Origin of the sequence: Zhenpiania hominis (assembly GCF_014333425.1) — a bacterium.
GTDB classification, from domain to species: Bacteria; Bacillota; Clostridia; order Peptostreptococcales; family Anaerovoracaceae; genus Hominibacterium; species Hominibacterium hominis.
In genome coordinates, this window is record NZ_JACRYT010000001.1 from 423,063 (window position 1) to 448,059 (window position 24,997).

27 protein-coding genes and 1 other RNA gene are annotated in these 24,997 nt (G+C 46.5%); 24 read left to right on the top strand and 4 right to left on the bottom strand.

Features of this window, described 5'->3' with window-relative positions; translation table 11 throughout:
* Window positions 1-50 precede the first annotated feature (50 nt).
* On the bottom strand, window positions 51-836 hold the full coding sequence (locus H9L42_RS16885) for a vWA domain-containing protein (RefSeq protein ID WP_243235613.1): 786 nt from the start codon (window positions 834-836) through the stop codon (window positions 51-53).
* Between the two features lie 257 nt (window positions 837-1,093).
* Between H9L42_RS16885 and H9L42_RS02130 the strand changes: the two genes are divergently transcribed.
* The 8 genes from H9L42_RS02130 to H9L42_RS02165 all read left to right on the top strand — a co-directional run bounded on the left by H9L42_RS02130 (window position 1,094) and on the right by H9L42_RS02165 (window position 12,234).
* Window positions 1,094-1,462, top strand: a complete 369-nt coding sequence (locus H9L42_RS02130) for a hypothetical protein (RefSeq protein ID WP_187301787.1) — start codon at window positions 1,094-1,096, stop codon at window positions 1,460-1,462.
* Window positions 1,463-1,475: 13 nt separating this feature from the next.
* Window positions 1,476-2,084, top strand: a complete 609-nt coding sequence (locus tag H9L42_RS02135; RefSeq protein WP_187301788.1) for a hypothetical protein — start codon at window positions 1,476-1,478, stop codon at window positions 2,082-2,084.
* A 277-nt stretch (window positions 2,085-2,361) separates the two neighbouring features.
* The gene (locus H9L42_RS02140; protein ID WP_187301789.1) at window positions 2,362-3,408 is read left to right on the top strand and encodes a virulence RhuM family protein; all 1,047 of its coding nucleotides are present in this window, start codon (window positions 2,362-2,364) and stop codon (window positions 3,406-3,408) included.
* 26 nt (window positions 3,409-3,434) lie between these two features.
* Complete coding sequence (gene uvrB / locus H9L42_RS02145; protein ID WP_283243205.1) at window positions 3,435-5,417, top strand: excinuclease ABC subunit UvrB; 1,983 nt, start codon at window positions 3,435-3,437, stop codon at window positions 5,415-5,417.
* Window positions 5,418-5,433: 16 nt separating this feature from the next.
* Window positions 5,434-8,280 carry an excinuclease ABC subunit UvrA gene (gene uvrA, locus H9L42_RS02150; protein ID WP_187301790.1) on the top strand — a complete coding sequence of 949 codons (2,847 nt, stop codon included), beginning with the start codon at window positions 5,434-5,436 and terminating at the stop codon, window positions 8,278-8,280.
* A 115-nt stretch (window positions 8,281-8,395) separates the two neighbouring features.
* Window positions 8,396-9,796 carry an MFS transporter gene (locus H9L42_RS02155; RefSeq protein ID WP_187301791.1) on the top strand — a complete coding sequence of 467 codons (1,401 nt, stop codon included), beginning with the start codon at window positions 8,396-8,398 and terminating at the stop codon, window positions 9,794-9,796.
* 63 nt (window positions 9,797-9,859) lie between these two features.
* Complete coding sequence (locus tag H9L42_RS02160) at window positions 9,860-10,801, top strand: DMT family transporter (RefSeq protein WP_187301792.1); 942 nt, start codon at window positions 9,860-9,862, stop codon at window positions 10,799-10,801.
* Window positions 10,801-12,234 (top strand): nicotinate phosphoribosyltransferase, encoded by a 1,434-nt coding sequence (locus tag H9L42_RS02165; RefSeq protein WP_187301793.1) that lies wholly within the window; start codon window positions 10,801-10,803, stop codon window positions 12,232-12,234. Before H9L42_RS02160 ends, H9L42_RS02165 begins: the two co-directional genes overlap by 1 nt.
* A 49-nt stretch (window positions 12,235-12,283) precedes the next feature.
* Here H9L42_RS02165 and fba read toward each other — a convergent pair whose 3' ends face one another.
* A complete protein-coding gene (gene fba, locus H9L42_RS02170; RefSeq protein WP_187301794.1) occupies window positions 12,284-13,213 on the bottom strand; it encodes a class II fructose-1,6-bisphosphate aldolase in 930 nt (309 codons plus the stop codon).
* A gap of 92 nt (window positions 13,214-13,305) precedes the next feature.
* A complete protein-coding gene (locus tag H9L42_RS02175; protein WP_187301795.1) occupies window positions 13,306-13,701 on the bottom strand; it encodes a hypothetical protein in 396 nt (131 codons plus the stop codon).
* 115 nt (window positions 13,702-13,816) lie between these two features.
* On the opposite strand from H9L42_RS02175, the gene H9L42_RS02180 reads away from it, so the two are divergent.
* Window positions 13,817-14,071, top strand: a complete 255-nt coding sequence (locus H9L42_RS02180; RefSeq protein WP_187301796.1) for a hypothetical protein — start codon at window positions 13,817-13,819, stop codon at window positions 14,069-14,071.
* 17 nt (window positions 14,072-14,088) lie between these two features.
* On the opposite strand, the gene H9L42_RS02185 is transcribed toward H9L42_RS02180, so the two are convergent.
* Entirely contained in the window at window positions 14,089-14,412 is a 324-nt protein-coding gene (locus H9L42_RS02185) for a hypothetical protein (protein WP_187301797.1), read from the bottom strand.
* Window positions 14,413-14,545: 133 nt separating this feature from the next.
* On the opposite strand from H9L42_RS02185, the gene H9L42_RS02190 reads away from it, so the two are divergent.
* The 15 genes from H9L42_RS02190 (at window position 14,546) to H9L42_RS02260 (ending at window position 24,970) form a co-directional block, all read left to right on the top strand.
* Window positions 14,546-15,514, top strand: a complete 969-nt coding sequence (locus H9L42_RS02190) for an RluA family pseudouridine synthase (RefSeq protein WP_187301798.1) — start codon at window positions 14,546-14,548, stop codon at window positions 15,512-15,514.
* 37 nt (window positions 15,515-15,551) lie between these two features.
* The gene (gene lepB, locus H9L42_RS02195; protein ID WP_187301799.1) at window positions 15,552-16,097 is read left to right on the top strand and encodes a signal peptidase I; all 546 of its coding nucleotides are present in this window, start codon (window positions 15,552-15,554) and stop codon (window positions 16,095-16,097) included.
* Complete coding sequence (lepB, locus tag H9L42_RS02200) at window positions 16,097-16,609, top strand: signal peptidase I (protein WP_187301800.1); 513 nt, start codon at window positions 16,097-16,099, stop codon at window positions 16,607-16,609. Before lepB (H9L42_RS02195) ends, lepB (H9L42_RS02200) begins: the two co-directional genes overlap by 1 nt.
* 124 nt (window positions 16,610-16,733) lie before the next feature.
* A complete protein-coding gene (gene lepB / locus H9L42_RS02205) occupies window positions 16,734-17,231 on the top strand; it encodes a signal peptidase I (protein ID WP_187301801.1) in 498 nt (165 codons plus the stop codon).
* Between the two features lie 10 nt (window positions 17,232-17,241).
* Window positions 17,242-17,694: an SsrA-binding protein SmpB gene (gene smpB / locus H9L42_RS02210; RefSeq protein WP_187301802.1), complete on the top strand. Its 453-nt coding sequence runs from the start codon at window positions 17,242-17,244 to the stop codon at window positions 17,692-17,694.
* A 9-nt stretch (window positions 17,695-17,703) separates the two neighbouring features.
* Window positions 17,704-17,994: a hypothetical protein gene (locus H9L42_RS02215; protein ID WP_187301803.1), complete on the top strand. Its 291-nt coding sequence runs from the start codon at window positions 17,704-17,706 to the stop codon at window positions 17,992-17,994.
* A gap of 80 nt (window positions 17,995-18,074) precedes the next feature.
* Window positions 18,075-18,450, top strand: a transfer-messenger RNA (tmRNA) gene (ssrA, locus tag H9L42_RS02220).
* Window positions 18,451-18,705: 255 nt separating this feature from the next.
* Complete coding sequence (locus H9L42_RS02225) at window positions 18,706-18,858, top strand: hypothetical protein (RefSeq protein ID WP_187301804.1); 153 nt, start codon at window positions 18,706-18,708, stop codon at window positions 18,856-18,858.
* Window positions 18,859-18,951: 93 nt separating this feature from the next.
* Window positions 18,952-19,464, top strand: a complete 513-nt coding sequence (locus H9L42_RS02230) for a hypothetical protein (RefSeq protein WP_187301805.1) — start codon at window positions 18,952-18,954, stop codon at window positions 19,462-19,464.
* Entirely contained in the window at window positions 19,433-20,260 is an 828-nt protein-coding gene (locus tag H9L42_RS02235) for a ParA family protein (RefSeq protein ID WP_187301806.1), read from the top strand. Before H9L42_RS02230 ends, H9L42_RS02235 begins: the two co-directional genes overlap by 32 nt.
* Window positions 20,214-21,155: a ParB/RepB/Spo0J family partition protein gene (locus H9L42_RS02240; protein ID WP_187301807.1), complete on the top strand. Its 942-nt coding sequence runs from the start codon at window positions 20,214-20,216 to the stop codon at window positions 21,153-21,155. The genes H9L42_RS02235 and H9L42_RS02240 overlap by 47 nt, the downstream gene beginning before the upstream one ends.
* Window positions 21,156-21,382: 227 nt before the next feature.
* The gene (locus tag H9L42_RS02245) at window positions 21,383-24,274 is read left to right on the top strand and encodes a VaFE repeat-containing surface-anchored protein (RefSeq protein WP_187301808.1); all 2,892 of its coding nucleotides are present in this window, start codon (window positions 21,383-21,385) and stop codon (window positions 24,272-24,274) included.
* A 62-nt stretch (window positions 24,275-24,336) separates the two neighbouring features.
* A complete protein-coding gene (locus H9L42_RS02250; protein ID WP_187301809.1) occupies window positions 24,337-24,657 on the top strand; it encodes a hypothetical protein in 321 nt (106 codons plus the stop codon).
* A gap of 3 nt (window positions 24,658-24,660) precedes the next feature.
* On the top strand, window positions 24,661-24,798 hold the full coding sequence (locus H9L42_RS02255; RefSeq protein WP_187301810.1) for a hypothetical protein: 138 nt from the start codon (window positions 24,661-24,663) through the stop codon (window positions 24,796-24,798).
* A complete protein-coding gene (locus tag H9L42_RS02260) occupies window positions 24,761-24,970 on the top strand; it encodes a hypothetical protein (RefSeq protein WP_187301811.1) in 210 nt (69 codons plus the stop codon). The genes H9L42_RS02255 and H9L42_RS02260 overlap by 38 nt, the downstream gene beginning before the upstream one ends.
* Window positions 24,971-24,997 lie beyond the last annotated feature (27 nt).

The following is a 24,997-nucleotide window of genomic DNA, read 5'->3' on the forward strand; positions in this document are numbered from 1 at the left end:
AATTCCAGCGAAGCGCCTTCGTTGGCGGAAACGCCCAGTTCCGGTATCTCTCAGCGAAGGGTTGTCGCGTTTACCATCATGGCGCTGCCTTTGGTAGGTGGAATCACGCTGGTTATCATAAAGTCAGAATTTACGATTTCATCAATTATAATATCGGTCGCGCCGGGTTTGGAAATATTCGCCGCCAGATCTTTAAACAGGTCTTCCAGATCCGCGTCATTAGGTGTAACCGCCACATGAGAGGTGTCCGGATCCGTTGCCCAGTCATTTAAGGTGTCTACATCAATTCCGTCCGCACCAACGAGTCCAATACAGTAAATGATGATTCCTGCTGCCCGCGCTGCTGCCGCTACAGGGCTGGGCGGCGGACCCGCAGTTGTCTTTCCGTCAGTGAACATGACAATGACCTTGGCGTTTGTCGAGGCAGGATCAAACAGTTGGATCGCTTTTTCAAAGGCGTCCGCGTGGTTTGTGGATCCGCCTGCGGAAAGGTTGTCGACAGCTGTTTTTAAATCAGCCACAGAGGTAATAAGCTGCGTATCCGCTGTGGCGGTGTTCGCGAAGCTGACAATTCCGATCCGGCTGCCGGATCCGATCTGCCCGTCGTGGGCGCTGTCGATTGCTTCGTCAATAATATCAATAAACGTCTTTGCTCCGGCTTTCATATTGGCAAGGGGCGATCCCGCCATGCTGCCCGAACGGTCGAGCACCAGAGCAATGTCAGTTGGGTTCGAAGAAATATCGGGGGCCGCGGAAAGGGCCAGGGTTACTTTCAGCATCCCTTGGCAGTCGATACGGCTCACATTGATCTGCTTGTTTGAGTTTGTAATACCCATATAGATTCCTCCTGATTACCCTTTCAGCTATTTGGATTACCGCGCCGGTTTTCCTGCTGCTGGGAGCGGCGCTGCCGGCGGCGGTTTACAGAAGCGTATCAAAGAAAACGATTGTGGAGCGGTTGCGTGAGATAGAATAAGAACAATTTGATAAAAATAACATAAAAGTAATAATTTGGAATGAATTCCATTGACATGCCCTTATCCCGATGTTATACTTTTTTCATCAATATGCGCGAGGGAAAGGAGAGAATGGAATGACGGACAATGAATTGCTGGTGGCGATTTCCGATATGATGGAGCTGCATCTGCAGCCGGTGTGCCAGCGGCTTGATAAACTGGACAGCAGAATCGATCGTCTGGAAAGTCGCGTAGACGGACTGGAGGAAATGTTAACAAGTCTGGACAATTATGTGAGAATCGACATGGATACAAGGTTGAAGCATGTGGAACTGACTGTGGAAAACCGTATGCTTCCTGTTCTCCTGGATTTAAGGAGCTGCTACAAAGATACTTATGAACGGTACAGGAAGTGGGCGGATCATCTGGAAGGCATGAACCAGGATGTAATTCTGCTGAAACGGACGGTCACGGAACACAGCAAAAAGCTGGAACAGCTGTCGTAGGACAGCGTCAGCCATGGAAGGGATATGTGATATGAAAGTAGAGCAATTTGTAATGGCTTACGGCGTGGAACAGGATCGGCTTCGCGCGCTGCTTCCGGAGGGGTTCGAATCTTTGCGGCCGGTTTTGAGAATCAATGGAGAAATCCGGGAGGGTGATCCGGAGTCCGTATACATAGAACTGAACACTGCCGTCGAGGCCTGTGGAAAGCGGGGATGGCTGAACATCGGCTGTTGGGACAGCGGCAGTTCCGAACTGTGTTATCAGAGAAAGGGGAAATCCGTAACCTTTGAAATGCCTTTTCTGACCATTACCTATACAGGCGTGGGAGTGGAAGGCGGATGTCCTGCGGAAAAGGATAACGACGGCTGTTTCTTTTTCGGGGAAAGGCTGACGCTGCGGCCGCCGGAACAAATCGAGGAAAAGAAAGAGTTCTGCGACTGTACGTTTGCATGGAAGTTTGCGGAAGGCGGCGCCCATGGAGCCAGTATCGGGAAAACTCTGCCTGCCGTTTCCTCCGCGCCGAAAACACATTACGCAAAGCAGGCCTTTTCCGTGCTAAACGCGGCGGCAATTCCCTGTGAACAGGTATTGGGAGCCTATGTGGTGCGGTTTGAGCGGTGAAGGAAGGTGTGCGAAAGGCTTCGGATGATGTTTTTCATATTCCGGCGGCAATGAAAAATAGATATGGAAGTAAGAAAAGTACAGAACAAACGTTCCTTTTTGTTGTGTACTTTTTAATTTTTTTGTGCTAGAATGGAAACGGCATTTACGATACTCTTTTGTGCTGTTTCGTCCATATTTTGAGGGCAGAATGATACGAAACGGACAAAATGATTTTATGACGTTCGCAGGAAAAATTCGTAATGATTAGAAGCTCTTGAATTTAAAGGTGAGGAATATGAATAAGAAAAAAGAAATATCGATAGTACGTTCTTCGGCAGCAGAGTATCTAACATTTATTACAGCAACCGGAGAAAGTGATGTTAATGCTATATATTTTGATGAAAATGTGTGGCTGACTCAGAAAATGATGGGACTTCTTTACAATGTGAAAACTCATACGATTAATTATCATCTGAAAAAGATATTTGCAGATGGAGAATTAGACGAGAATTCAGCTATTCGAAAATTTCGAATAACTGCTTCAGATGGGAAAAGCTATAACACAAATCATTATAATTTAAAAGCGATTATCGCTGTGGGAAATAAAGTGGACTCCCCAAGAGCCGTTCAGTTTCGTAAATGGGCAAATGGAATTATAGAAGAATTCACAATAAAAGGCTATACTATGGATGATGAACGACTAAAGAACTTTGGAACTGTACTGACAAAAGATTATTTCGAAGAACAGTTGCAAAGAATCCGGGAGATTCGGTTGTCTGAGCGGAGATTTTATCAGAAAATCACAGATATTTATGCAACTAGTATAGATTATGATTCCAAGGCACAAACAACAAGACTTTTTTTTGCAAAGGTGCAAAACCAATTACACTGGGCGATTCACGGGGAAACGGCAGCAGAGGTAATCTATCATAGAGCGGATAGTGAAAAAGAGCATATGGGATTACAGACATGGAAGGATGCCCCTAATGGTAAAATACAAAGATTTGATGTTACAGTTGCAAAAAACTATTTGAACGAGCAGGAACTTTCGGCTATGGCTCGAATTGTTAATGCTTATTTAGACCTGGCGGAAATGCGTGCAGAAGAGCATATTCCCATGACGATGGAGGACTGGGCGGAACAGTTTGAGGGCATTTTAAGATTATCGAAGAAAGAAGTTTTAATGCACGCGGGGAGCATATCGGCGAAAATAGCGGAAGAACATGCGTTAAGTGAGTTTGAGAAGTATCGCGTAAAGCAGGACAGATTATATCAGAGTGATTTTGATCGGGTATTATTGGAAATGGAAAATGAGGGAAGTGACAATTTTGAAAACAGCTAGAAAATACAAGACAGGAGGACTCGCAATTGAGAGAAGAACGTCTTTTTAAAATAGCATCGGAATTCGCGCCCATGGGGGATCAGCCCCAGGCCATTGAGACACTGGCAAAGGGCGTGCTGGAAGGAAAATCACATCAGACCTTAATGGGCGTCACCGGTTCGGGGAAGACCTTTACGATGGCCAATATTATAGAAAAGGTCCAGAAACCGACCCTGGTGATCAGCCACAACAAAACTCTGGCGGCCCAGCTTCACGGGGAGTTCAAAGAGTTTTTCCCTGACAATGCGGTGGAGTATTTTGTGAGTTACTACGACTATTATCAGCCGGAAGCCTATGTTCCATCCACGGACACCTACATTGAAAAGGATTCCGACATCAACGAAGAGATCGAAAAACTGCGCCACTCGGCTACAGCGGCTCTGTCGGAACGGACCGACGTAATTATCGTAGCCAGCGTTTCCTGCATCTACGGACTGGGAAGTCCGGTGGACTATGAAAACCAGGTCCTGTCTCTGCGCCCTGGCATGGAAAAAGACCGGCAGGATATTCTGCGCAAGCTGGTGGACATCCAGTACACCAGAAACGATATGGGATTTATGAGAGGCACGTTCCGGGTGCGGGGCGACATCATCGACATTTATCCGGCGGGAGCCGAAAGCGCTGTGCGGATCGAGCTGTTCGGGGATGAAGTGGAGAGCATCAAGGAGATCAATCCGGTAACCGGAGAAATCATCGGCCTGAGAAATCACGTGGCAGTGTACCCGGCGTCCCATTATGTGACAACCAAGGAAAACATTGAACGGGCGGCTCTGACCATTACCGATGAACTGACTGAGCGGATTCAGTGGTTCAAAGATCGGGGAAAGCTGCTGGAAGCCCAGCGCATTGAGCAGCGGACCCGTTATGATATTGAAATGCTGCGGGAAATCGGAAGCTGTAAGGGAATTGAGAACTACTCCAGGCATCTGAACGGTCTGCCTGCGGGAACCCGGCCTTACACCTTGATCGATTATTTCCCGGATGATTTTCTGATTCTCATCGATGAATCCCACGTGATGCTGCCTCAGCTTCGTGCCATGTACGCGGGAGACCGGTCCAGGAAAAGCTCGCTGGTGGAATACGGATTCCGTCTGCCGTCGGCTCTGGACAACCGCCCGCTGAAGTTTGAAGAATTTCAGCAGCTGGCCCATCAGTGCATTTACGTCAGCGCCACGCCGGGACCCTACGAGCGGGAGCAGAGCGGAGGCATTACGGCGGAACAGATTATCCGGCCGACCGGACTTCTGGACCCGAAGATTGAAATCCAGAAGAGCGAGGGGCAGATTGACCATCTGATTGGGGAAATCAACAAAACTACGGAAAAGGGAGAAAAAGTCCTGGTAACAACGCTGACCAAAAAAATGGCGGAAAGTCTTACGGATTATTTAAAAAATGCGGGAATTCGTGTTCGATATCTTCATTCTGAGGTAGATACATTAGAGAGAATGGAAATTCTGCGGGATCTGCGGATGGATGTGTTCGATGTATTAGTGGGAATCAACCTGCTGAGAGAGGGACTTGATATTCCGGAAGTCTCGCTGGTAGCCATACTGGACGCGGATAAGGAAGGCTTCCTGCGGACGGAAACTTCTCTGATTCAGACCATCGGACGGGCGGCCCGTCACGCGGAGGGGCGGGTTATCATGTATGCCGACAGCATCAGTCCGGCCATGAAGGTTTCCATTGAGGAAACAGAGCGGAGAAGAAAGATTCAGGACGCTTACAATAAAGAGCATGGCATTACGCCGAAAACCATTAAAAAGTCCGTTCGTGATGTGATTGAGGCGACCAAAGCCGCGGACGATGAAGAGCGGTACAAGGGCAAGAGTCCTCTGGAACTGACTAAGAAAGAACTGAAAGAATATGTAAAGAAACTGGAAAAAGAAATGAAGCAGGCGGCGGCCGATCTGCAGTTTGAACGGGCGGCGATGCTTCGCGACCAGATTTTCGAATACAAAGTAAAGTTATAGCAAATGAGGGGAAGAGATGGCAAAAGATATTTATATCAAGGGAGCAAATGAAAATAATCTGAAACACATAGATGTGACTGTGCCGCGGGACAAGATGGTGGTGCTGACCGGACTTTCCGGATCAGGGAAATCGTCCCTGGCCTTTGACACCATTTACGCGGAGGGACAACGCAGATATGTAGAAAGCCTGTCCGCTTACGCGAGGCAGTTTCTGGGACAGATGGAAAAACCGGATGTGGAGTATATTGAAGGGCTTTCGCCGGCTATTTCCATCGACCAGAAGACCACCAGCAAAAATCCGCGTTCCACAGTGGGAACGGTGACCGAGATCTATGATTATCTGCGTCTGATGTACGCCAGGATCGGCGTTCCTCACTGTCCGGTCTGCGGAAAGGAGATTTCCAGCCAGTCCGTGGATCAAATCGTGGATATCCTCATGTCTCTGGGAGAAGGAACCAGGCTTACTATCCTGGCTCCGGTGGTGCGCCAGAGAAAAGGGGAGCATGAAAAGATCCTTGAGCGTATCCGCAAAGAAGGCTTTACCAGAGCGCGGATTGACGGAGAAATGGTGCTTATCAATGAAGAGGAAGTCAAGCTGGAAAAACAGCAGAAGCATATTATTGAAATTGTTGTGGACCGGATTATTGTCAAGGAAGGAGCGGAGAGCCGCCTGGCGGAAGCATGCGAACTGGCGATCTCCCATGGAGACGGTCTGGTAGTGGCGCATATAAAACAGGGGGATCAGGAATACGACCGGATTTTCAGCACCAGCCTGGCCTGCCCGGAGCATGGAGTCAGCGTCGCGGAACTGGAACCCCGCATGTTTTCCTTCAATAATCCATTTGGAGCATGCCCGGACTGTAACGGATTGGGATTCAACGAACGAATTGATCCGGATCTGATTATTACGGATCAGGAAAAGAGCATTCCGGAAGGGTGTCTGTCAGCGATTTTCGCGTCCATGGAGTTTTCGGGATTTTACCGTCAGCTGATTGACGCGCTGGCTGAGTACCACGGTGTGGATATCCATACGCCTTACAAAGATCTGCCGAAAAAATTCAAAAAGGAATTGCTTTACGGAACCGGAAAACGGCATCTCAAATACTACTACAAGAGCAGAAGCAACGGGTCGGAGTCTTATCGGGATCATCCCTTTGAAGGGATCATCAACAACCTGGAACGGCGTTACCGGGAAACCAATTCCGACTTTATCAAAGAGCGGATGCGCAAATACATGACGGTGACGCCCTGCGAAAGCTGCGGAGGAAAGCGTCTGCGCCCTGAAATTCTGGCAGTGACGGTAGGAGATAAAAATATTGCCCAGCTTTGCGATCTTTCCGTGCGGGAAGCGCTGGAATTCGTGGATAAGCTGAAGCTTTCGGAAAAGGAAGCGATGATCGCCAATCAGATTCTCAAGGAGATTAAGGCGAGATTGCAGTTCCTGATTGACGTGGGGCTGGATTACCTGACTCTTTCCCGTTCATCGGGGACCCTGTCAGGGGGCGAATCCCAGAGGATCCGCCTGGCGACGCAGATCGGATCCAGCCTGGTGGGAGTTCTGTATATCCTGGACGAACCCAGCATCGGGCTTCATCAGAAAGATAATGAAAAACTGCTGGCAACTCTGCGTCATTTGACCGACATCGGAAACACCCTTATTGTCGTGGAACACGATGAGGATACCATGTACGCCGCGGATCATATCATCGATATCGGGCCGGGAGCGGGGATTCACGGCGGCGAGCTGGTAGCGGAAGGAACCGCCGAAGAAATTAAGAAATGTGAACGTTCTCTGACCGGCCAGTATCTGAGCGGCAAAAAGAAGATTGAGGTTCCGAAAAAAAGGCGGGAAGGAAACGGCCTGAAGCTGCAGATTAAAGGGGCCGCGGAAAACAACCTTAAGAAGATTAATGTCGATATTCCCTTAGGCAAGCTGGTCTGCGTCACCGGCGTGTCCGGATCCGGAAAAAGCAGTCTGGTCAACGAGATTCTGTATAAGGGCGTGGCGTCCATTACCAACGGACTGAAAGAGCGGCCGGGAGCCCACAAAAAAATCCTGGGTATTGAACACATCGACAAAGTGATCGACATTAACCAGTCGCCTATCGGCAGGACGCCTCGTTCCAATCCGGCCACTTATACGGGAGTGTTTACCGGAATCCGGGATCTGTTCGCTCAGACGCCGGAAGCAAAGCTTCGGGGCTACGAAAAGGGCCGCTTCAGTTTTAATGTAAAAGGCGGGCGCTGCGAGGCGTGCAGCGGCGACGGAATCATTAAGATTGAAATGCACTTCCTGCCGGATGTGTATGTTCCCTGTGAAGTCTGCAAAGGAAAACGATATAACCGGGAAACGCTGGAAGTCAAGTACAAGGGCAAAAGCATTTTCGACGTTCTGGATATGAACGTTTCCGAAGCTCTGGAGTTTTTCCGGAATATCCCGTCCATCGCGAGACAGCTGGAAACGCTGGAACAGGTAGGACTGGGATATATCAAACTGGGGCAGCCTTCCACCCAGCTTTCCGGCGGAGAGGCCCAGAGAATCAAGCTGGCGTCCGAACTTTCCAAGCGGAGTACGGGGAAGACTCTTTATATTCTGGATGAGCCGACAACAGGTCTGCATTTCGCCGATGTGGACAAGCTGCTGCAGGTGCTGGACACTCTGGTGGACGCGGGGAATACAGTGGTCGTCATTGAACATAATCTGGACGTGATCAAACGGGCGGATCACATTATCGATCTGGGTCCGGACGGAGGATTCCGGGGCGGGCAGATTGTGGCGGAAGGAACGCCGGAAGAAGTGGCGGAAGTGGAAGGATCCTATACCGGGGAGTTTCTGAGGAGAATTTTAGGTAGCGAAGAATAAAGTCCACAGATCGCAAGATAATACAAACAATCAGCAAAAAAAGAGTTTACGAATCAGAGAAAGATGATGTAGACTCTTTTTTGGAGTAATCAGTCGAATAGTAAGGAATGTGAATATGAAAAAGCGAGAATTAGCAGCATATGGAGCGGCAAGTATCGCGGACGCGGGGCCGTATAGTCTGGTGACCGTTTATCTGATTGTCTTTTTGACAACGGTAGCAAAGCTGTCCCCGGAGCAGGCAGGGATGGTGACATCTGTTACGATTCTTGTAAATGGAATTGCGGAAGGTCTTTTAGGCTATATTTCCGATCATACAAAGAGCCGGTTTGGCAGGCGAAGGCCTTACCTGCTGGCTTCCCTTGTACCTCTTGGGGCAGGACTTATCCTGCTTTTTACTGTATTTGAGGGAAGCCCTTCTGTGCGAATGGCATCTTATCTTGGCGCGGGATTTTTATTCTGGGCAGGATTTGGTATGTATTTTACGCCTTACTCCGCTTTGGGGGCGGAGCTAACTTGCGATTACAGTGAAAGGAGTATTCTCAGGACCTGCGCTCGGATTTTTGGTCTGGTAGGAAATATTCTGGGGATGGTACTGCCTCTTACCATTGTCAGCTTTCTAAGCGGCAGGGGCTGTTCTGAAGCACAGTCGTGGAAGATATTAGCGTCTCTTATGGCTGTATGCGCCTGCAGTTCCATTCTAATTACCTGGAATTCGACAAGAGGAAAAGAACAGACGGGTAACGTTGGCTGCTCTGAGGAAGGAAGCAGGGTCAGTATTTTGGGGCTCCTGAAGGATTACTGGAGTATTCTGAAGCTAAAGCCTTACAAATACCTGATAGGCGTTATTATTTTCTTTATGGCGGCAAATACTTTTTACAATTCCAGCATGGTCTTTTTCGCCAGGTATACGTTGGGAATCCGCGATGAAATCACGTCGGCTGTTTTTCTTATTTCACTGATCGCGAATTTTATTTATACACCCATTCTCGGATGGGGCTCTGCCGCAAAGGATAAAAAGCATGTGGTGGCAGCTGCTCTGGCTGCGGCGGGGCTCGGCTGTCTGTGTTTCTTTTTTTCAGGAATTGACAGTTACGCGAAAATGGTGGCGTATGTATGCGTCTTTTCTCTGGCGTATGCCGCTTACTGGCAGTTATTTAATTCTCTTTTGTATGATCTCAGTGAAGTAGGGGAATATGTGCTGGGAAAACGAACGGAAGGCAGCATTATGTCTGTTTACGGTCTGATTTCTTCGATCAGCACTTCTGTAGCAACACAGGCGGTAGGCTGGATTTTGGGGATGAGCGGATATAACGCGGCGCTCGAAGTCCAGAGTCAGAGCGCGCAGATGACGATTAATTATCTGTTTACCCTTGTTCCAGGAGTTTGTTTGCTGGTCGCGGCAGCTTTGCAGCAATTATACCCTCTTAACAAAAAACGATTTCAGCAATTAAAACAGGCGATTTCTGAGAAAGATAAAAAAGAAAGTATTCCTTCGGAATTGAAAAGGATCATTTAGTGCTTTACAAAAGCATGAGCACAGCATACAATTAAGAATGAGAAATTTCAGGACAGGTGAAAAATGAGCGAGAAAAGACAAATTGATATTGATGATTGTAAAAAAGAAAGCCGAGACAGAGCAAAGTTTTATACATACCTGCTGATGTCCGGTCTGGTTATTGCGTGGGGGTTCGACTATGTGGTGGCAAAACATGTGCTTACCATCCTTCAGCCCTTAGGTCTTTTATTTTTTAAATATACCGTCGGAATGGTTCTGATAATTTGCATCAAACTGAAAACTGATCGGAAGAGTATTGTACGGAAAAAAGACATTCCATTGTTTGTTCTTTGTTCCATCTGCGGGGAAATTCTTTATTTTTTCTGTGAATATACCGCCATGGATTATATCCCGGTTTCTTTGGTAACGATTATTCTGGCCTTTGTCCCGGCTCTTTCTATTATTATCGAACGGGTTATTTTTAAACGAACCGTTACAAAGCCAATGGCAATCGGTGTAACAATCTGTATTCTGGGGGTTGCTCTGATTATCGGAGTTGACTTTGAACATTTGCTTCAAGGCAGGATGATTGGATACTTGCTGGCGTTCGGAGCTGTTTTTTCATGGAATGCGTATAATTTTCTGACGGCTTCGCTTCATGATCGTTACAGCAGCATTACACTGACCTGCACACAGCTTATTTGTACATCTCTGCTTACACTTCCGTACGCAATACATACAATGCCGCCTCTTGAGGCTTTTACACCGGATATGATCGGTGGTATAATATACCTTGGCCTGATCAATGCAGGGTTGGGATTTCTGATTACTGTAAGATCGCTGCATGTGATCGGCCCTACCTCTACCGCGTTGTTTTCCAACTTCCTTCCGATTACAAGTACGTTTTTTGGTTGGATTCTTCTGCATGAATCTATCTCTGGAGTGCAGTTGGCGGGAGGCGCGGTTGTTGTTGCGGCGGCATGTGTTGTTATTAAAGAGAAAGGTAAAATGGAGGAATTATCCTGATGATTGAAAAGCTGAACCTGACCATGCTCACAGACTTTTATGAACTGACCATGGCAAATGGGTATTTTGAATCAGATATGGCGGAAGATATAGCCTATTTTGATTTATTTTTCAGACAGATACCGGACGGCGGCGGTTACGCGATTATGGCGGGGCTGGAGCAGGTGATCAATTACCTGGACAATCTGGAGTTTTCCGAGGAAGATATCGCTTATTTAGAAAAAAAAGGAATCTTTCGCGAAGAATTTCTGGATTATCTGAGAAATTTTCATTTTGTATGTGATGTCTGGGCGGTTCCGGAGGGAACTCCTATTTTTCCGGGAGAGCCAATTGTGACAGTACGGGGGCCGGTGATGCAAGCTCAATTTGTAGAGACCATGCTACTGCTTCAAATTAACCACCAGAGCCTGATCGCTACAAAAGCAAACCGGATTGTGAGAGCGGCGGGAGGAAGGCCGGTTATGGAATTTGGAACTAGGCGAGCCCACGGTGCGTCAGCAGCTGTTTACGGCGCGCGGGCAGCGTATATTGGAGGCTGTTCCGGCACGGCATGCGCAATTGCAGATCGGGATTACGGAGTGACTGCTCTGGGAACCATGGCTCACAGTTGGGTTCAGATGTATCCGAATGAATACGAAGCTTTCCGCAAATATGCGGAAATTTATCCTGACGGCTGTACGCTGCTGGTAGATACCTACAATGTGCTGAAGTCTGGAGTCCCCGCGGCGATTCGGGTGTTCGATGAACTACAGCCGAAAAGTAAAGGAATCCGTATTGACAGCGGAGATGTTGCCTATCTGACGAAAAAAGCCCGGAAAATGCTGGATGAGGCGGGACATGAGGACTGCCAGATTGTGGTATCGAATTCGCTGGATGAATATATTATTCAGGATATTATTGTGGAAGGGGCATGTATTGACTCCTTCGGCGTAGGCGAGCGCTTGATTACATCTAAATCAGAGCCAGTATTCGGCGGCGTGTACAAGCTGTCTGCGTTGGAAAAAGACGGGGAAATGATTCCCAAGATCAAGATCAGTGAGAATATAGAAAAAATTACAAACCCGGGATTTAAAACCGTATACCGTCTGTTTGACCGCGATACGAATAAAGCCATCGCTGATGTAATTACGCTCGATGGAGAACCGGTGCCGGAAGGGGATGGATATGAGATTTTTGATCCAAGGGCTGTCTGGAAGAGAAAGAAATTATATAATTTTTATGCGAAAAATCTGAGAGAACCGATCTTTGAAAAGGGAAAATGTGTCTATCAGATCCCTTCTATTGACGCGGTGAAAGAGCACTGTAAGGAGCAAATTTCAACGCTGTGGGAAGAAACGCTTCGATTTGAAAACCCTCAGACTTATTATGTGGATCTTTCTCCTGCGCTGTGGCAGATGAAAAATCAGCTGATCGAAGAGCACAATAAATTTTAAGTAAAAGCATATAGAAAAAGCGGGCCGGGAATTTCCCGGCCCGCTATATTTATCTAATGTTAGATGCGTTCAGCACATTCTTGATTTTATGCTGAACCATGCGTTTAATTGCGTCTCTGGCAGGTCCCAGATACTTTCTTGGATCAAAATCCTCAGGGTGTTCTATAAGATGCTTGCGGACTTCCGCAGTCATAGCAAGCCGCAGATCGGTATCAATATTAACTTTACAGATTCCGTGCTTTGTCGCCTCTTTAATCATATCTTCCGGGACACCTTGAGCTCCGGGAATATTTCCGCCATATTCATTGCACTTCTGCACAAATTCCGGAAGAACCGTGGACGCTCCGTGAAGAACCAGCGGTGTGTCCGGAATCAACTGGTGGATTTTCTGTAAACGTTCAAAATCCAGATAAGGTTCACCTTTGAATTTGTAAGCGCCATGACTGGTTCCGATAGCAACTGCCAGTGAGTCAACGCCTGTTTTCTCCACAAATTCCGCGGCTTCCTCTGGAACTGTGAAGGTCGCGGAGCGGGCGTCTACCTTGATATTATCTTCTACACCGGCCAGCTTCCCAAGCTCTGCTTCAACAACAACTCCCTTACTGTGAGCATAGTCGACAACTTCCTTAGTGAGACGGATGTTCTCCTCGAATGGGTGTTTGGATCCGTCAATCATGACGGATGTGAATCCATCATCGACACATTTTTTACAGATATCAAAATCTTCACCATGATCCAGATGCAGCGCAATATCGAGGCCCGTATCAAGAATAGCAGCCTCTACAAGCTTAAGCAGGTAGGCAGGTTTGGCATATTTTCTGGCGCCCGCGGAAACCTGAAGAATCAGAGATGTATTTTCCTCTTTCGCCGCATCGACAATTCCCTGTATGATCTCCATGTTGTTCACATTGAACGCACCAATCGCGTAATCGTTTTTCAACGCTTTTGCGAACATTTCTTTGGTAGTGATTAAAGACATTTTGTTCCTCCTGATATTTGATAATGGTACAAAGACTATACTACATTCTATTATACACGGATTAACAGAAAAAACCTACCAAATTTCTTCTTTTATTTGGAATTTTGATTCCCGCTCAGCATGGAAATCAGCGGCCCTAGAGTCTGCATGGCGCTCTGCAGATCAATATTTGGCAGTTGAGGAGCGGATGCAGAAGGTTCCGGCGGCAGAGGAGATGCTTCGTCTTCAGGGAAAGAAGCTGGTGTAGGGGCAGGCGCGGGAATATGCGCTGACGAAGGAACCTGCCGGGGGACGGAGCCTGTGAAAACGGGTCCAGACAGATTCGTGCCGATATGACTGAGCTCGCTTACTTTTTCCAAAGTGTTTACAGCACCATGGAGCTGGGAAAGCAGCGTATCCATATTCAGAGAGACATTTCCATGAGACGGGCCGGGCATCCGTCGGCCTCCGGCTGCCGCCGCAAGAAGTAATAATGCCAAAGGATTCATATATGTAACCTCCATATTCATATGATTTACTATCATATGAAAAATATAATGTCTTTGTGCAGTGGTACCGCATATATATAGTGTGAGCATATTGAAGAAAACAGGAGGTTAAAAGATGGATAATAGAATGATTATGGAACTGGCGAAGCAGTTGGGGTTGCCGGAAGAAACAGCAGAAGCGAAAGCCAAGGAATATATAGGGAAAAGCGATGAGGAAATCCTTCGTGAAATTAAAAGGATAAAAACGATTTTAAAGAAAGATAAAAAAGCATATCAAAAACAGATGCAGACAATTCGAGCGTTGGCAGGGACCATGAGCGGACCGCAGAAAGCGCGCCTGGAAAAAATAATTGCTCTGCTGGAGTCTTAATTACAGGGGGTAGGATACTATTGAGCTGCTGATGTCGGTGATGTCGCCGCAGACGTTGGGGCAGTAGTTGTCTGTGTGGCCGCCGATGAAGACGGAGATGTTGTTCCAGAGGAAGCAGCTGCTGCCGCACTCGTTCCTGACGCGGAGGACTGGGAAGAAGCCGGAGCAGAAGTGGTGGTCTGCTGGGTAGTCTGCTGCGCCGCTGTGGATTGAAGCAGGGTATCCGGATAGGACATAATGTCCCCGATACGCAGGTAGATAATGAAAGCTGCCGCCGCTAAAATGAGAAATGCAACAATGATGTCGTTTTTATCATAAAAAAAGTCCTTGATTCGGTTCATATTAAAATCTCCTTTTTAAATACCTCTTTTACTAGGGTATCATATTTCACATACTTTCACAAACTCAAATTTATGAAATTTTCTTCATAGATCATATATACTTTTATGCCGCACTTGTTGTATAATAAATTTTATGGTGAAATTAACGATCTCGAATAATGATAGTGAACAGCGGTTGGATCGCTTTCTGAAAAAGTATCTGAACCATGCGCCGCTGAGTTATATATACAAGCTGATCCGCAAGGACGTAAAGGTAAATGGAAAGCGTGCCCGTATTGATACGATGCTGACAGAAGGGGATGAAATTGCTCTTTATATCAGCGAAGATGAAATCCGGCAGCTTCGAAAAATCAAGGAAAAACCGGCGCCAAAGCGGCAGTTTGGCATTGCTTATGAAGACGAAAATCTGATCGCGGCAGAAAAGCCTTTTGGGCTTCTGACTCACGGTGACTCCAGAGAGAAGAAAAATACGCTGGCAAATCAAATCTGCGGTTATCTGCAGCAGAAAGGAGAGTACGATCCGGGGGAGGAAAAAGTTTTCGTCCCTTCACCTGCGAACCGACTGGATCGAAACACAACAGGATTGGTTCTTTTTGGGAAAAACCGGCAGACACTCCAAGCGCTCAATCAGATGATCCGACAGCGCGGATTTGTGGGTAAGTTTTATCTTACGATTACAGCTGGAGAGATGAGAGAACCGATGGTTCTGACGGATCGAATGGAAAAGGAATCTGGAAATAACCGTATAAAGGTGTTGCCAAAAGATGGAGAGCGCGGAAAATTGATGGAGACCATTGTAAGGCCGCTGAAAACGGGAAAGGGATTTACCCTTGCAGAGGTAGAGCTGATTACCGGCAGAACGCATCAAATCCGTGCTCATTTGAAAAAAGCGGGATTTCCAGTTATCGGAGATGGGAAATATGGGGATCCGGCAGTAAATAGGAAGGTGAAAAAAACATTCCAGTTGACGACCCAGCTGCTGCATGCTTATAAAATACGGTTTGAGCGGACAGATCCGGCGCTGGATTATCTGGAAGGGCGCGAGATCACAGCGAAGCTTCCGGGGTTCTTTGAGGGAATAAAAAAGGAACTTTTTGACTAGGATAGGAACAGGGTAACATTAGACAAAGGAGCAGGATATGTCACAGAAAAGCAAGTATCAATCAGAGGCTTCATGGAGACTCAGATATAGGCCGTATATTGTCGCGGCAGTTCTTGCCTTTGTGCTGACCATGCTGGTCGCTCCTGAAGTCAATGAGGGTGATGGGATGGAGCCGGCCTTGAAAGGCGGACAAGTACTGGTGGTTACGAAAAAATCTTACTCTGCCAACCGGGGCGCTCCGAAACTGGGTCAGATCGTGATTTTGGAAAAGACCCTGGCTCCGGAAGTTTATGGGGATAATATTATTAGCCGGGTTGTGGGTTTGCCCGGTGATGAAATTGAAATAAAAAACGGAAAGGTATATCGGAACGGGAAAGAGTACATAACTGAAGGCGGTATTTCCGGGGCAGAAGGCAGTCTAAGCGTGAAAGTAAGCAAAGATGACGTGTTCCTCTTGTCGGATAATCGGCGCTCGACGATGGACAGCCGCAATAAAAAGTTGGGTACCGTTGACATGCGGGAGATCAAGGGAAATGTCAAGTTTATCATCTGGCCGTTATCTGATTTGGGAGGAGTACAATAATGAAAGGACTAATAAGGGATATTTTGATAGCGGTTGTGATTGTAGTGGCAATTACAATGGTTATTAAGCCGACGATCGTAAAGGAAAGTTCCATGCAGCCAACGCTGTATGAAAATAATTATCTGCTGCTGAACAAGCAGGCCTATCGATTTGGGGAAGAGAAAAGAGGCGATATTATTGTGTTTGAATCGTCTTTGGAAGATGATAACGGAGGCACAAAGCTTTTGATCAAGAGAATTATTGGCCTTCCGGGGGATACGATTACGATTGAAAACGGAAAGGTCATTCTCAACGGAGTTGAGCTGCAGGAGGATTATACTCTGGAAGATGAAACTCCCGGTTATTTGGTAGATTTTGAAGTTCCGGAAGGACAGTTTTTCGTTATGGGAGATAACCGCAGGGTCAGCATTGACAGTCGTTCGGAAGAAGTAGGTTGCGTGGATGAAGAACAGATTGTGGGAAAAGCCTTTGTAAGATTATATCCGTTCAGTGAGATCGGCGGGCTGTATTGAGGCTAAACTCACATATGAGATTATGGATACATAGCATTGAAATGTTCAATAAAATAGGATGATTTTGACCTGTGGGAAACCCTGCTTTTGTACATAAAATTAAAATGAAGGAAGATGATATGTAATGAAAAGCAGGAAAAAAAGGGGAATTGCGTTGACGAGCGCCGCGGTTCTGGGAATCCTTTTCGCCTTCGCGGGAACATGTTCGTTTTCAATATGGAAAGCACAGGGAGATTCCATGGCGCCGGCGATTCAAAAGGGAGAGCGTGTATGGATCAATAAACTCGCCTATTTATTTGGTAAACCCCAACAGGGAGAACTGGTTGCTTTCCATTGTGACGTTTACAGCGAAGACGGGGAAGGCAGTACGCTGATTAAGCGGGTGGCGGCGACAGAAGGCGATTCTGTAGAGATTAAGGACGGGACGTTTTATGTAAACGGCCGCGTTTATAATGAATTCGCAGCGGAGCTTGTTTATATGGAACCCATGGAAGAAGTTACAGTAAAAGAAGGCGAGGTTTTTGTTTTAAGCGATGACCGCAGCGCGGCTCTGGACAGCCGGGACAGTGCGGTGGGAACGCTGAAAATTTCGGAACTGACCGGAAAGGTTTGTTTTAAATAAGGTATGGATAATGAGTGGGATTAAGGTAGTTGCCAATAATAAAAAGGCAAGGCACGATTATTTTATAGAAGATACTTATGAGACGGGAATTGTCCTGACCGGGACGGAGATTAAGTCCATCCGGCAGGGCAAGGTCAATATAAAAGAAAGCTACGCGAAAATTGAAAACGGGGAGATGATTTTGTACGGAATGCATATCAGCCCGTACGAGCATGGAAACCGTTTTAATGTGGATCCTCTGCGGCCGAGAAAGCTGCTGCTGCACAAGCGGGAAATTCAGAAACTGATCGGGTATACGACTTTAAAAGGTTTGACACTGGTGCCCCTGAGGATGTATATTAATGAAAAAGGCAGGGCGAAATTGGAACTGGCGGTGGCGCGCGGCAAAAAGGATTACGATAAGAGAAACACAATCGCGAAGAGAGACGCGGACAGAAGGATGCAGCAGGCCATGCGGAAGTAAGGAGGAACGATGATGCAGGATTTCTTTAACAAGGCGGGAAAAGTCGCCAAAGATACGGCAAGCAGAGCCGCGGATAAAGCGGGAGATATGGTTGAAATCGGCAAACTGAAGGCGAAAATCAGCGCCGCGAAATCAGATGTTTCTGCGAAAAAGAAGAAGATCGGGGAGTATTATTTTGAACAGTATATGGGCGGCGCCGCGGTAGACGGGGCAGTAGGTTCCATGTGCGAGGAGATCAAAGGAAAGCTGGAAGAAATTGAGGAACTGGAGAAAAAAATTCAGGAAGTAAAAGAAGACTAGTTTCAAATCCGGAATTTTGTGGTATAATAAATCAGCAGATGAAAAAAGCCTTTTCCGGCGGAAATCATATTGCTTTATATGGGGATGTCTTTGGTTTCGACGGGGGTGTGGAAACCGGAGAAGCGAGCCGCAGTTTGTCCGGTCTGCGTTAAAAAGGACACGTTAAATATAAACGCTAAAAAGAATAACAATTTTGCACCGATGGCTATGGTTGCGTAAGGCGGTCATAAGCTGTGCATGTCGGCTCCGGCTCACCTGTAGGCCGGATGTCCGGCAACGACTATACAGGAAAACTCTATGTGAATTCCTGGCAGCATAGGGGAATAACAGGATAGCCGACGAAAAAGCCTGCTTTTGGGCGTTTTCAGAAGCGAAACTCTAAAACAAAAGCTGCGCTCGGAGAAACTCTTGTGGAAATGCTTTCGGACGCGAGTTCGATTCTCGCCATCTCCACCACTGATCGGCTCGGGATGCTGACGCGTTCCGGGCTGTTTTATTGCAACGGAAGGCGCATGATTTCAATGGGTACAGCGTTTTTTGAAACGTGATTTCAGGCCATTTACAGACGCATATAAACGGCAAAAAAACACAAAAAATAGGGGATTTTTGAGGAGAATAGGGGATGAATTGGGGACAAAAATGTGCGATTTCTTTGCACATTTGTCAAGCAACCTTCTTTCTGATACACTGCCAGCAAAGGAGGGAAGAACGATGTTTGAAAAGAAAATTCGAATCTGTCTCAACTCGGAAGAAATAAGAATTTTAACCAGAAGTCTCATTGACCTGAGAAATGATTTAATTCAACAGGGAAGATATACGGACGCAGTAGATGAGATCCTGCTGAAGCTGCTGAAAAAAGCATAGAATCCAGTACATACATATTAGTGAATATCTGTTTTACATAGCCATCTCAATAAGGAGGTGGCTTTTTTCATGCAGAATTTCAGGAGGTAGAACATGAAGATTTCCGTATTTGAAGGAAAAAGAAAAGAAAACGAAGCTGTAAAATGTGAAGAAAAAGAAAGATGCCCTGTGGAGTTTATCGAAGCTCTGGCAAGAGTTCTCGACCAAAGCATGATGCAAGCGGCAAAAGAAAAAGGAATCACAATCGACGTATATACGGATATGATCCACAGGATAGGTGGGTATACGGAGAAGGAAGAATATGATGTGGCGTTTGATATGCTGCTTCAGCTTGCCTCTGTCCTTGAAACGGATGCGAAGTTTATCATAGAGGGACTTCCGTTTCTGGATGAGAACGCAGTAGATATATTTCTGGAATACTTTGCGGAATATATCGAAGACGGGCATGTACTGGATCTTCTGCTTGAGATTCCGGAAGATGAGGAAGAGGAATGGGAGGAAGTTTCGCTTGAAGATGTGCTTGATGAAGCATATAGAGCGATCAAGGAGATGTTTTGCGGTGAGGTGAAAGTAAATGAAGGAAGCGAAGATAATCGCCATATGTAATCAGAAGGGCGGAGTCGGCAAGACGACGACAACGGTCAATTTGGGGATCGGTCTTGCAAAAGAGGGAAAGAGAGTCTTGGTGATCGATGCAGACCCGCAGGGCGATCTGACGACCTGTCTCGGATGGAAAAATGGCGATGAACTGCAAACCACGTTAGCCGACCTGATGAATAAGACTCTTACAGAAAGACCAATAGGAAAAGGAGAGGGAATCCTGCACCATGAAGAAGGGGTGGATCTCCTGCCATCGAATCTTGAACTTTCCGCAATGGAAATGAATCTGGTCAATGCGATGAGCAGAGAACTGACCTTAAAGAATTGCCTGAAAGAGATCAAGAAAGACTATGAATATATTCTCATTGATTGTATGCCGTCTCTTGGAATGATCACCGTGAACGCATTGGCAGCGGCAGACAGTGTGATGATTCCGGTGCAGGCACAGTATCTTCCGGCAAAGGGCATGACGCAGCTTGTTCAGACCATAGGGAAAGTGCAACGGACCCTTAATCCGGACTTGAGAATTGATGGTATCGTTTTGACGCTTGTGGACGGCAGGACGAATCTTGCGAAACAGACGCTGCATATTTTAAGAAATCAATACGGAAACCGGATGAAGATCTATTCTTCTCAGATCCCGGTTGCGGTAAAGGCTGCTGAGACAAGTTTTCAGGGGAAAAGCATTTATGCTTATGATAAAAACAGCTCTGTAGCAAAAGCCTATGAAAATCTGACGAAGGAGGTGATAAGGAATGGCGAGAAAACAAGAGATCGACTTCGAACTTCCGAAGCTCGATGACCTTTTTACTACGCAGCAGGAGCGGGACGAGGCGAAGCTAAAGAAGATCCATGATATACCTCTCGATCAGATCGACGATTTTCCGAGTCACCCTTTTAAGGTCATGGACGATGAAGAGATGTTGAAGCTGGTGGAAAGTATTCGGGAATACGGCGTTATTACTCCTGCTATCGTGAGGAAAAAGGAAGAGGGGAAATACGAAATGATCTCTGGACACCGGAGAAAGCGGGCCTGCGCCCTTGCAGGAATTGAAACATTAAGGGCGGAAGTCGTTGAGATGAGCCGCGATGAAGCCATTATCTTTATGGTGGATTCCAATCTCCAAAGGACGAAGATCCTTCCGAGCGAGAAAGCGTTTTCCTACAAGATGAGGCTGGAGGCGATGAAACGGCAGGGAAAGAGAACGGATTTAACTTCCGCCCCACTGGAGCGGAAGTTTGCTGAAGCAAGAGATCGTATAGGATATGAAGTTGGAGAAAGCAGAGAACAGGTAAGGCGATATATTCGTCTAACGGAATTGATTCCGGAGATTTTGGAAATGGTGGACCAGGAACAGGTTGCTCTGCGTCCGGCGGTGGAGATCTCTTATCTTCCGAAGAAGATGCAGAAAACCTTATGTGAAATCATGGATATGGAACAATGCACTCCGTCTCATGCCCAGACAATCCGAATGCGGCGTATGCTTGAGAGCGGGAAGCTGACGGAAGAATCGCTTCTTGCCATCATGCAGGAAGAAAAGCCGAATCAGAAAGAACGGCTTGTTTTAAGAGACAGCAGAGTGCAGAAGCTCTTTCCGAGGAATCTTCCTGCTGAAAAGCGGGAGGAATATATCATAAAAGCAATGGAGTATTACGGTAAATACCGTGAGAGGCTGAAGGAAAGCAAAGAGCGGTAAGCATAGCAGGAGTATCTTTGCCGTTTCCTTCCCCACACCCCAACCTTCGGACAACCTGTAACTTACTGAAAAAGAAGAATCTTACTCATAAGTATAGCCATCTGCAATGCAGCAGATGGTTTTTACATATAGCCTGAAGTCCGCAGGCAGTATGAATTTAACGACAAGGAGGGTAAAGAGCTATTGCGGACATTCTCCCTTAAGAATCAGGGAATTGGAGGAGTAACATGCAGAATATACGAAAGAAAAACAGGAGTAGGATTCTTGCAGGTCTTCTGTGCATTGCGCTGCTTATCGGCATGATGCCGTTTAATGCAATAAACGCTCATGCGGCAGACGGGAAGATCACGATCAGAGTAGGTGAAAGGATCGACTACAGTTCACACTTCACCCATTATTTTTACGCAGGGGATAAAGAAAGCCCTGTTTACTGTGCTCAGCCGCAGCTTCCGGCACCAGGATCGGGAACATATTCATACAGCTTCTTAAAGCCGGATTCGGTTTTGGCAAAGTGTCTTTACTACGGATATGGCGGACCGGGATTTTCCGAGTATACGGATAAAACGCTCAGCGGCCAGTGGGATGGAAAGGATGACGCTTATGCACTTACGCACATCATAATTTCCATTGCGTATGATAAGACGACAAGCGCAGATGTTGATCCGTTCAGAGGACTCAGCGGGACATGGAAAACAAAAGCACAGAATCTGTATAACTATGTGAAGAGCCTGCCGGATCCGCCGGTAAATTACAGAGCATATCTGATTAAGGTGGATGGGTGCCAGGATCTTTTAGGGTCGTTTAACGACACAGGAAGTATAAAGCTTAAAAAAGCATCTGTAAGTGGCGTAGTAACTGACGGGAATCCAAACTACTCCCTTGCGGGGGCGAAATATGGCGTGTATTACGGAAGTGAGCTGATCGGAACGATCACGACGGATTCTTCCGGTGAGGGAAGTCTTGACAATGTTCTCGTTGCAAATTACACGGTAAAGGAGATTGCACCATCGAAAGGCTATGCGATCGATGTGTCGGGTCATAATGTAAGTGTGAAAGCTGATACTACAGTGACGGTAAATGTAAAGGAAGTACCGCAGGTAAATCCTATGGATCTCGTGCTTCAGAAGCTCGATCTTGAAACAGGAGAAAGCAGCCCGCAGGGCGGAGCAAGCCTTGCAGGAGCCGAATTTACAGTGGACTTTTATAAAGCAAAGGCGGAAAGCAGTGTATCCGGGATGGAGCCGGAACGAAGCTGGACGTTCAAGACCGATGAAAACGGGCAGATAAAGTTCACGAAAGAATATCTTGTTTCAGGTGATGATTTTTATTACGCAAACGATGGAAAGACCATAAGCCTTCCGCTCGGAAAGGTCGTAATCAAAGAGACAAAGGCTCCGGAAGGGTATCTTTTAAGCGATGCGGTATATACGGTGAATATCACATCTGAGGGAACTGCGGAAACCGTCAGGACATATAACGCACCAGATGCGCCGGAGCAGGTGAAACGAGGAGATCTGGAGTTCGTAAAAGTATCGGATGGTGATTTAAACAGGCTCGCTAATGTGCCGTTTAAACTCACATCGCTTACGACAGGAGAAAGTCATATTCTCGTGACTGACAAGAACGGATATGCAAGTACCAGCGCAGAATGGAATTTGCATACAGCAAATACGAACAGGGGCGAAACAGCAGAGGACGGGATCTGGTTTGGAACTTCTGCACCGGATAACAGCAAGGGAGCGTTGATCTATGATGACTATGAGCTGGAGGAGTTGAGATGTGAAGCAAATAAGGGAATGAAACTTCTGAAGTTCAAGGTGAGTGTATATAAAGACAGCGTAACCATTCCTCTCGGCACGCTTACGGATGACCGTATCGAAATAGGAACGGAGGCACTGGATGAGGAAACAGGCACTCATTTTGGAAAAGCGGAAGAGACCGTGATCATTGTAGATACCGTTTCTTATGAAGGACTTGAAAAGGGGAAAGAATATAAACTGATCGGGACTTTAATGGATAAGGAAACAGGAGAACCGATTAAGCAAGACGGTAAAGCGGTGACCTCAGAGACTACTTTCGTTGCCAGAGATGAGAGTGGAAAAGTGAGTGTTGAATTTGAAGTTGAAGGGAAACTATTGAGAGGTAAGGCGGTCGTTGCCTTTGAAAAGCTGTATTACGAAGATATAGAGCTTGCAATACATGCGGATATCGAGGATGAAGACCAGAGCGTATATTATCCGGAAATCGGAACGCAGGCAAAAGATAAGGAGTCAGGGCTTAATAAGAGCATTGCAAATGAAAAAGTAACAATCGTTGATACTGTTTCCTATGAAGGACTTCAGAAAGGAAAGATTTATACTCTGAAAGGTACTTTGATGGATAAGGAGACGGAAAAGCCGCTTCTTATCGGTGGCGAAGAGATCACCGTAGTAAAGAAATTCAAGGCAGAAGATATTTCCGGCGAGGTAAGTGTGGAATTTGCGATCAATGCTTCCGATCTTGACGGAAAGGAAATTGTTGTCTTTGAGAGCCTGTATAAAGGGGATAGAGAGCTTGCAGTCCATGCAGATATTGAGGACGAAGGGCAGACGATTTTCTTCCCTGAGATCGGGACAACGGCAAAGGATGGAAGTGATGGAGATAAGATTCTTTCTTCTGATGGCGAAGTGACGATTGTAGATACGGTGGAATACGACGGTCTTATAGAAGGCAGGAGTTATACTCTGAAAGGCACTTTGATGGATAAAGACACAGAAAAGCAGGTCTTGATAGATGGAAATGCGATCCTAGCGGAAACAACCTTTATAGCGGAAAAGGCAAGCGGGAGCGCCGAAGTGACGTTCCGTTTTTCTGCGGACTCCCTGAAGGGAAAAGCCCTCGTTGTATTTGAAACACTGTACTATGCAGATTCTGATATAGAAGTAGCAGATCATCAGGATATCGAAGATGAAGGTCAGACCGTTATTGTAGAAAAACCTGTAATGCCGGACACTCCAAAGACAGGAGATGATTCCAATGTTTGGATCTGGATCGCACTGCTTGTAATAGCGAGCGGAACGATTGCAGCTGTGCAGATAAGAAAAAAGAACGGGCAGGAAAACACGGATGACGAAGAGTAAATAGTTTTTACAGAGGAGCAGTAAACAGATTGCTCCTCTGATTTTGTAAATGGAGGGGTGATATGTGTTTATTTCGAATGGATTTGGCGATCCGCTTTGGAATTCATGCTGCCATTATCATGCAGTTTCTTTGGGAACACTTAAATCCCGGAGTGTGTGATGAGCGGATCAGGAAATTCAATAACAAAAGATGGTACAGGTGCTCGCAGAAGATGATGAGTGGATTTCTCCCTTTTCTCAGCCGCAGCATGATACAGGACGCCATGGGAACGCTGGTAAAGCAAGATGTGATTAGAAAAGGATGTCATAATGAGAATCCATTTGATAAAACGAACTGGTATTCCTTTACGGAGTACGGCGAGTATCTTATGAGAGGAGAATAAATCGTGAAGATATTATGTGAGGAATGCTGCTATTACGATGTAAGATCCGGGCTTTGCGGGTTTTGTATGAAAAGGATCGTAAGAGAGGTGGAGGAAAAGTTAAATGGCGATGGACAAGACGACGATAAAGGTACTGAATAAGCTGTTCGAGCATGGATATCGAACGGAAAAGGCGATCTTGAATTTCAGCCTGGAGGATATTCAGAAGATAGAGTGTTATGCACCGTCAGAGATCGCAGCGCTGATAGGACTTAAAGAAGCGGTAAAAGGAAATAAGGTAATTTCCTACCTCAGCGGTGGGGAAGAAACCTGATAATTACGGGGCGTACAAAAGCAGCTG

What these genes read in the sequence shown, in the direction of transcription:
- smpB (WP_187301802.1), top strand. Translation starts at nt 17,242, where the DNA reads ATGAGTGGGATTAAGGTAGTTGCCAATAATAAAAAGGCAAGGCACGAT.
- H9L42_RS16885 (WP_243235613.1), bottom strand. Translation starts at nt 836, where the DNA reads ATGGGTATTACAAACTCAAACAAGCAGATCAATGTGAGCCGTATCGAC.
- H9L42_RS02225 (WP_187301804.1), top strand. Translation starts at nt 18,706, where the DNA reads ATGTTTGAAAAGAAAATTCGAATCTGTCTCAACTCGGAAGAAATAAGA.
- H9L42_RS02165 (WP_187301793.1), top strand. Translation starts at nt 10,801, where the DNA reads ATGATTGAAAAGCTGAACCTGACCATGCTCACAGACTTTTATGAACTG.
- H9L42_RS02250 (WP_187301809.1), top strand. Translation starts at nt 24,337, where the DNA reads ATGTGTTTATTTCGAATGGATTTGGCGATCCGCTTTGGAATTCATGCT.
- H9L42_RS02185 (WP_187301797.1), bottom strand. Translation starts at nt 14,412, where the DNA reads ATGAACCGAATCAAGGACTTTTTTTATGATAAAAACGACATCATTGTT.
- fba (WP_187301794.1), bottom strand. Translation starts at nt 13,213, where the DNA reads ATGTCTTTAATCACTACCAAAGAAATGTTCGCAAAAGCGTTGAAAAAC.
- H9L42_RS02180 (WP_187301796.1), top strand. Translation starts at nt 13,817, where the DNA reads ATGGATAATAGAATGATTATGGAACTGGCGAAGCAGTTGGGGTTGCCG.
- H9L42_RS02160 (WP_187301792.1), top strand. Translation starts at nt 9,860, where the DNA reads ATGAGCGAGAAAAGACAAATTGATATTGATGATTGTAAAAAAGAAAGC.
- H9L42_RS02235 (WP_187301806.1), top strand. Translation starts at nt 19,433, where the DNA reads ATGAAGGAAGCGAAGATAATCGCCATATGTAATCAGAAGGGCGGAGTC.
- H9L42_RS02140 (WP_187301789.1), top strand. Translation starts at nt 2,362, where the DNA reads ATGAATAAGAAAAAAGAAATATCGATAGTACGTTCTTCGGCAGCAGAG.
- H9L42_RS02155 (WP_187301791.1), top strand. Translation starts at nt 8,396, where the DNA reads ATGAAAAAGCGAGAATTAGCAGCATATGGAGCGGCAAGTATCGCGGAC.
- lepB (WP_187301800.1), top strand. Translation starts at nt 16,097, where the DNA reads ATGAAAGGACTAATAAGGGATATTTTGATAGCGGTTGTGATTGTAGTG.
- uvrA (WP_187301790.1), top strand. Translation starts at nt 5,434, where the DNA reads ATGGCAAAAGATATTTATATCAAGGGAGCAAATGAAAATAATCTGAAA.
- H9L42_RS02260 (WP_187301811.1), top strand. Translation starts at nt 24,761, where the DNA reads ATGGCGATGGACAAGACGACGATAAAGGTACTGAATAAGCTGTTCGAG.
- lepB (WP_187301799.1), top strand. Translation starts at nt 15,552, where the DNA reads ATGTCACAGAAAAGCAAGTATCAATCAGAGGCTTCATGGAGACTCAGA.
- lepB (WP_187301801.1), top strand. Translation starts at nt 16,734, where the DNA reads ATGAAAAGCAGGAAAAAAAGGGGAATTGCGTTGACGAGCGCCGCGGTT.
- H9L42_RS02135 (WP_187301788.1), top strand. Translation starts at nt 1,476, where the DNA reads ATGGAAGGGATATGTGATATGAAAGTAGAGCAATTTGTAATGGCTTAC.
- H9L42_RS02215 (WP_187301803.1), top strand. Translation starts at nt 17,704, where the DNA reads ATGATGCAGGATTTCTTTAACAAGGCGGGAAAAGTCGCCAAAGATACG.
- H9L42_RS02175 (WP_187301795.1), bottom strand. Translation starts at nt 13,701, where the DNA reads ATGAATCCTTTGGCATTATTACTTCTTGCGGCGGCAGCCGGAGGCCGA.
- H9L42_RS02245 (WP_187301808.1), top strand. Translation starts at nt 21,383, where the DNA reads ATGCAGAATATACGAAAGAAAAACAGGAGTAGGATTCTTGCAGGTCTT.
- H9L42_RS02230 (WP_187301805.1), top strand. Translation starts at nt 18,952, where the DNA reads ATGAAGATTTCCGTATTTGAAGGAAAAAGAAAAGAAAACGAAGCTGTA.
- H9L42_RS02130 (WP_187301787.1), top strand. Translation starts at nt 1,094, where the DNA reads ATGACGGACAATGAATTGCTGGTGGCGATTTCCGATATGATGGAGCTG.
- H9L42_RS02240 (WP_187301807.1), top strand. Translation starts at nt 20,214, where the DNA reads ATGGCGAGAAAACAAGAGATCGACTTCGAACTTCCGAAGCTCGATGAC.
- H9L42_RS02190 (WP_187301798.1), top strand. Translation starts at nt 14,546, where the DNA reads ATGGTGAAATTAACGATCTCGAATAATGATAGTGAACAGCGGTTGGAT.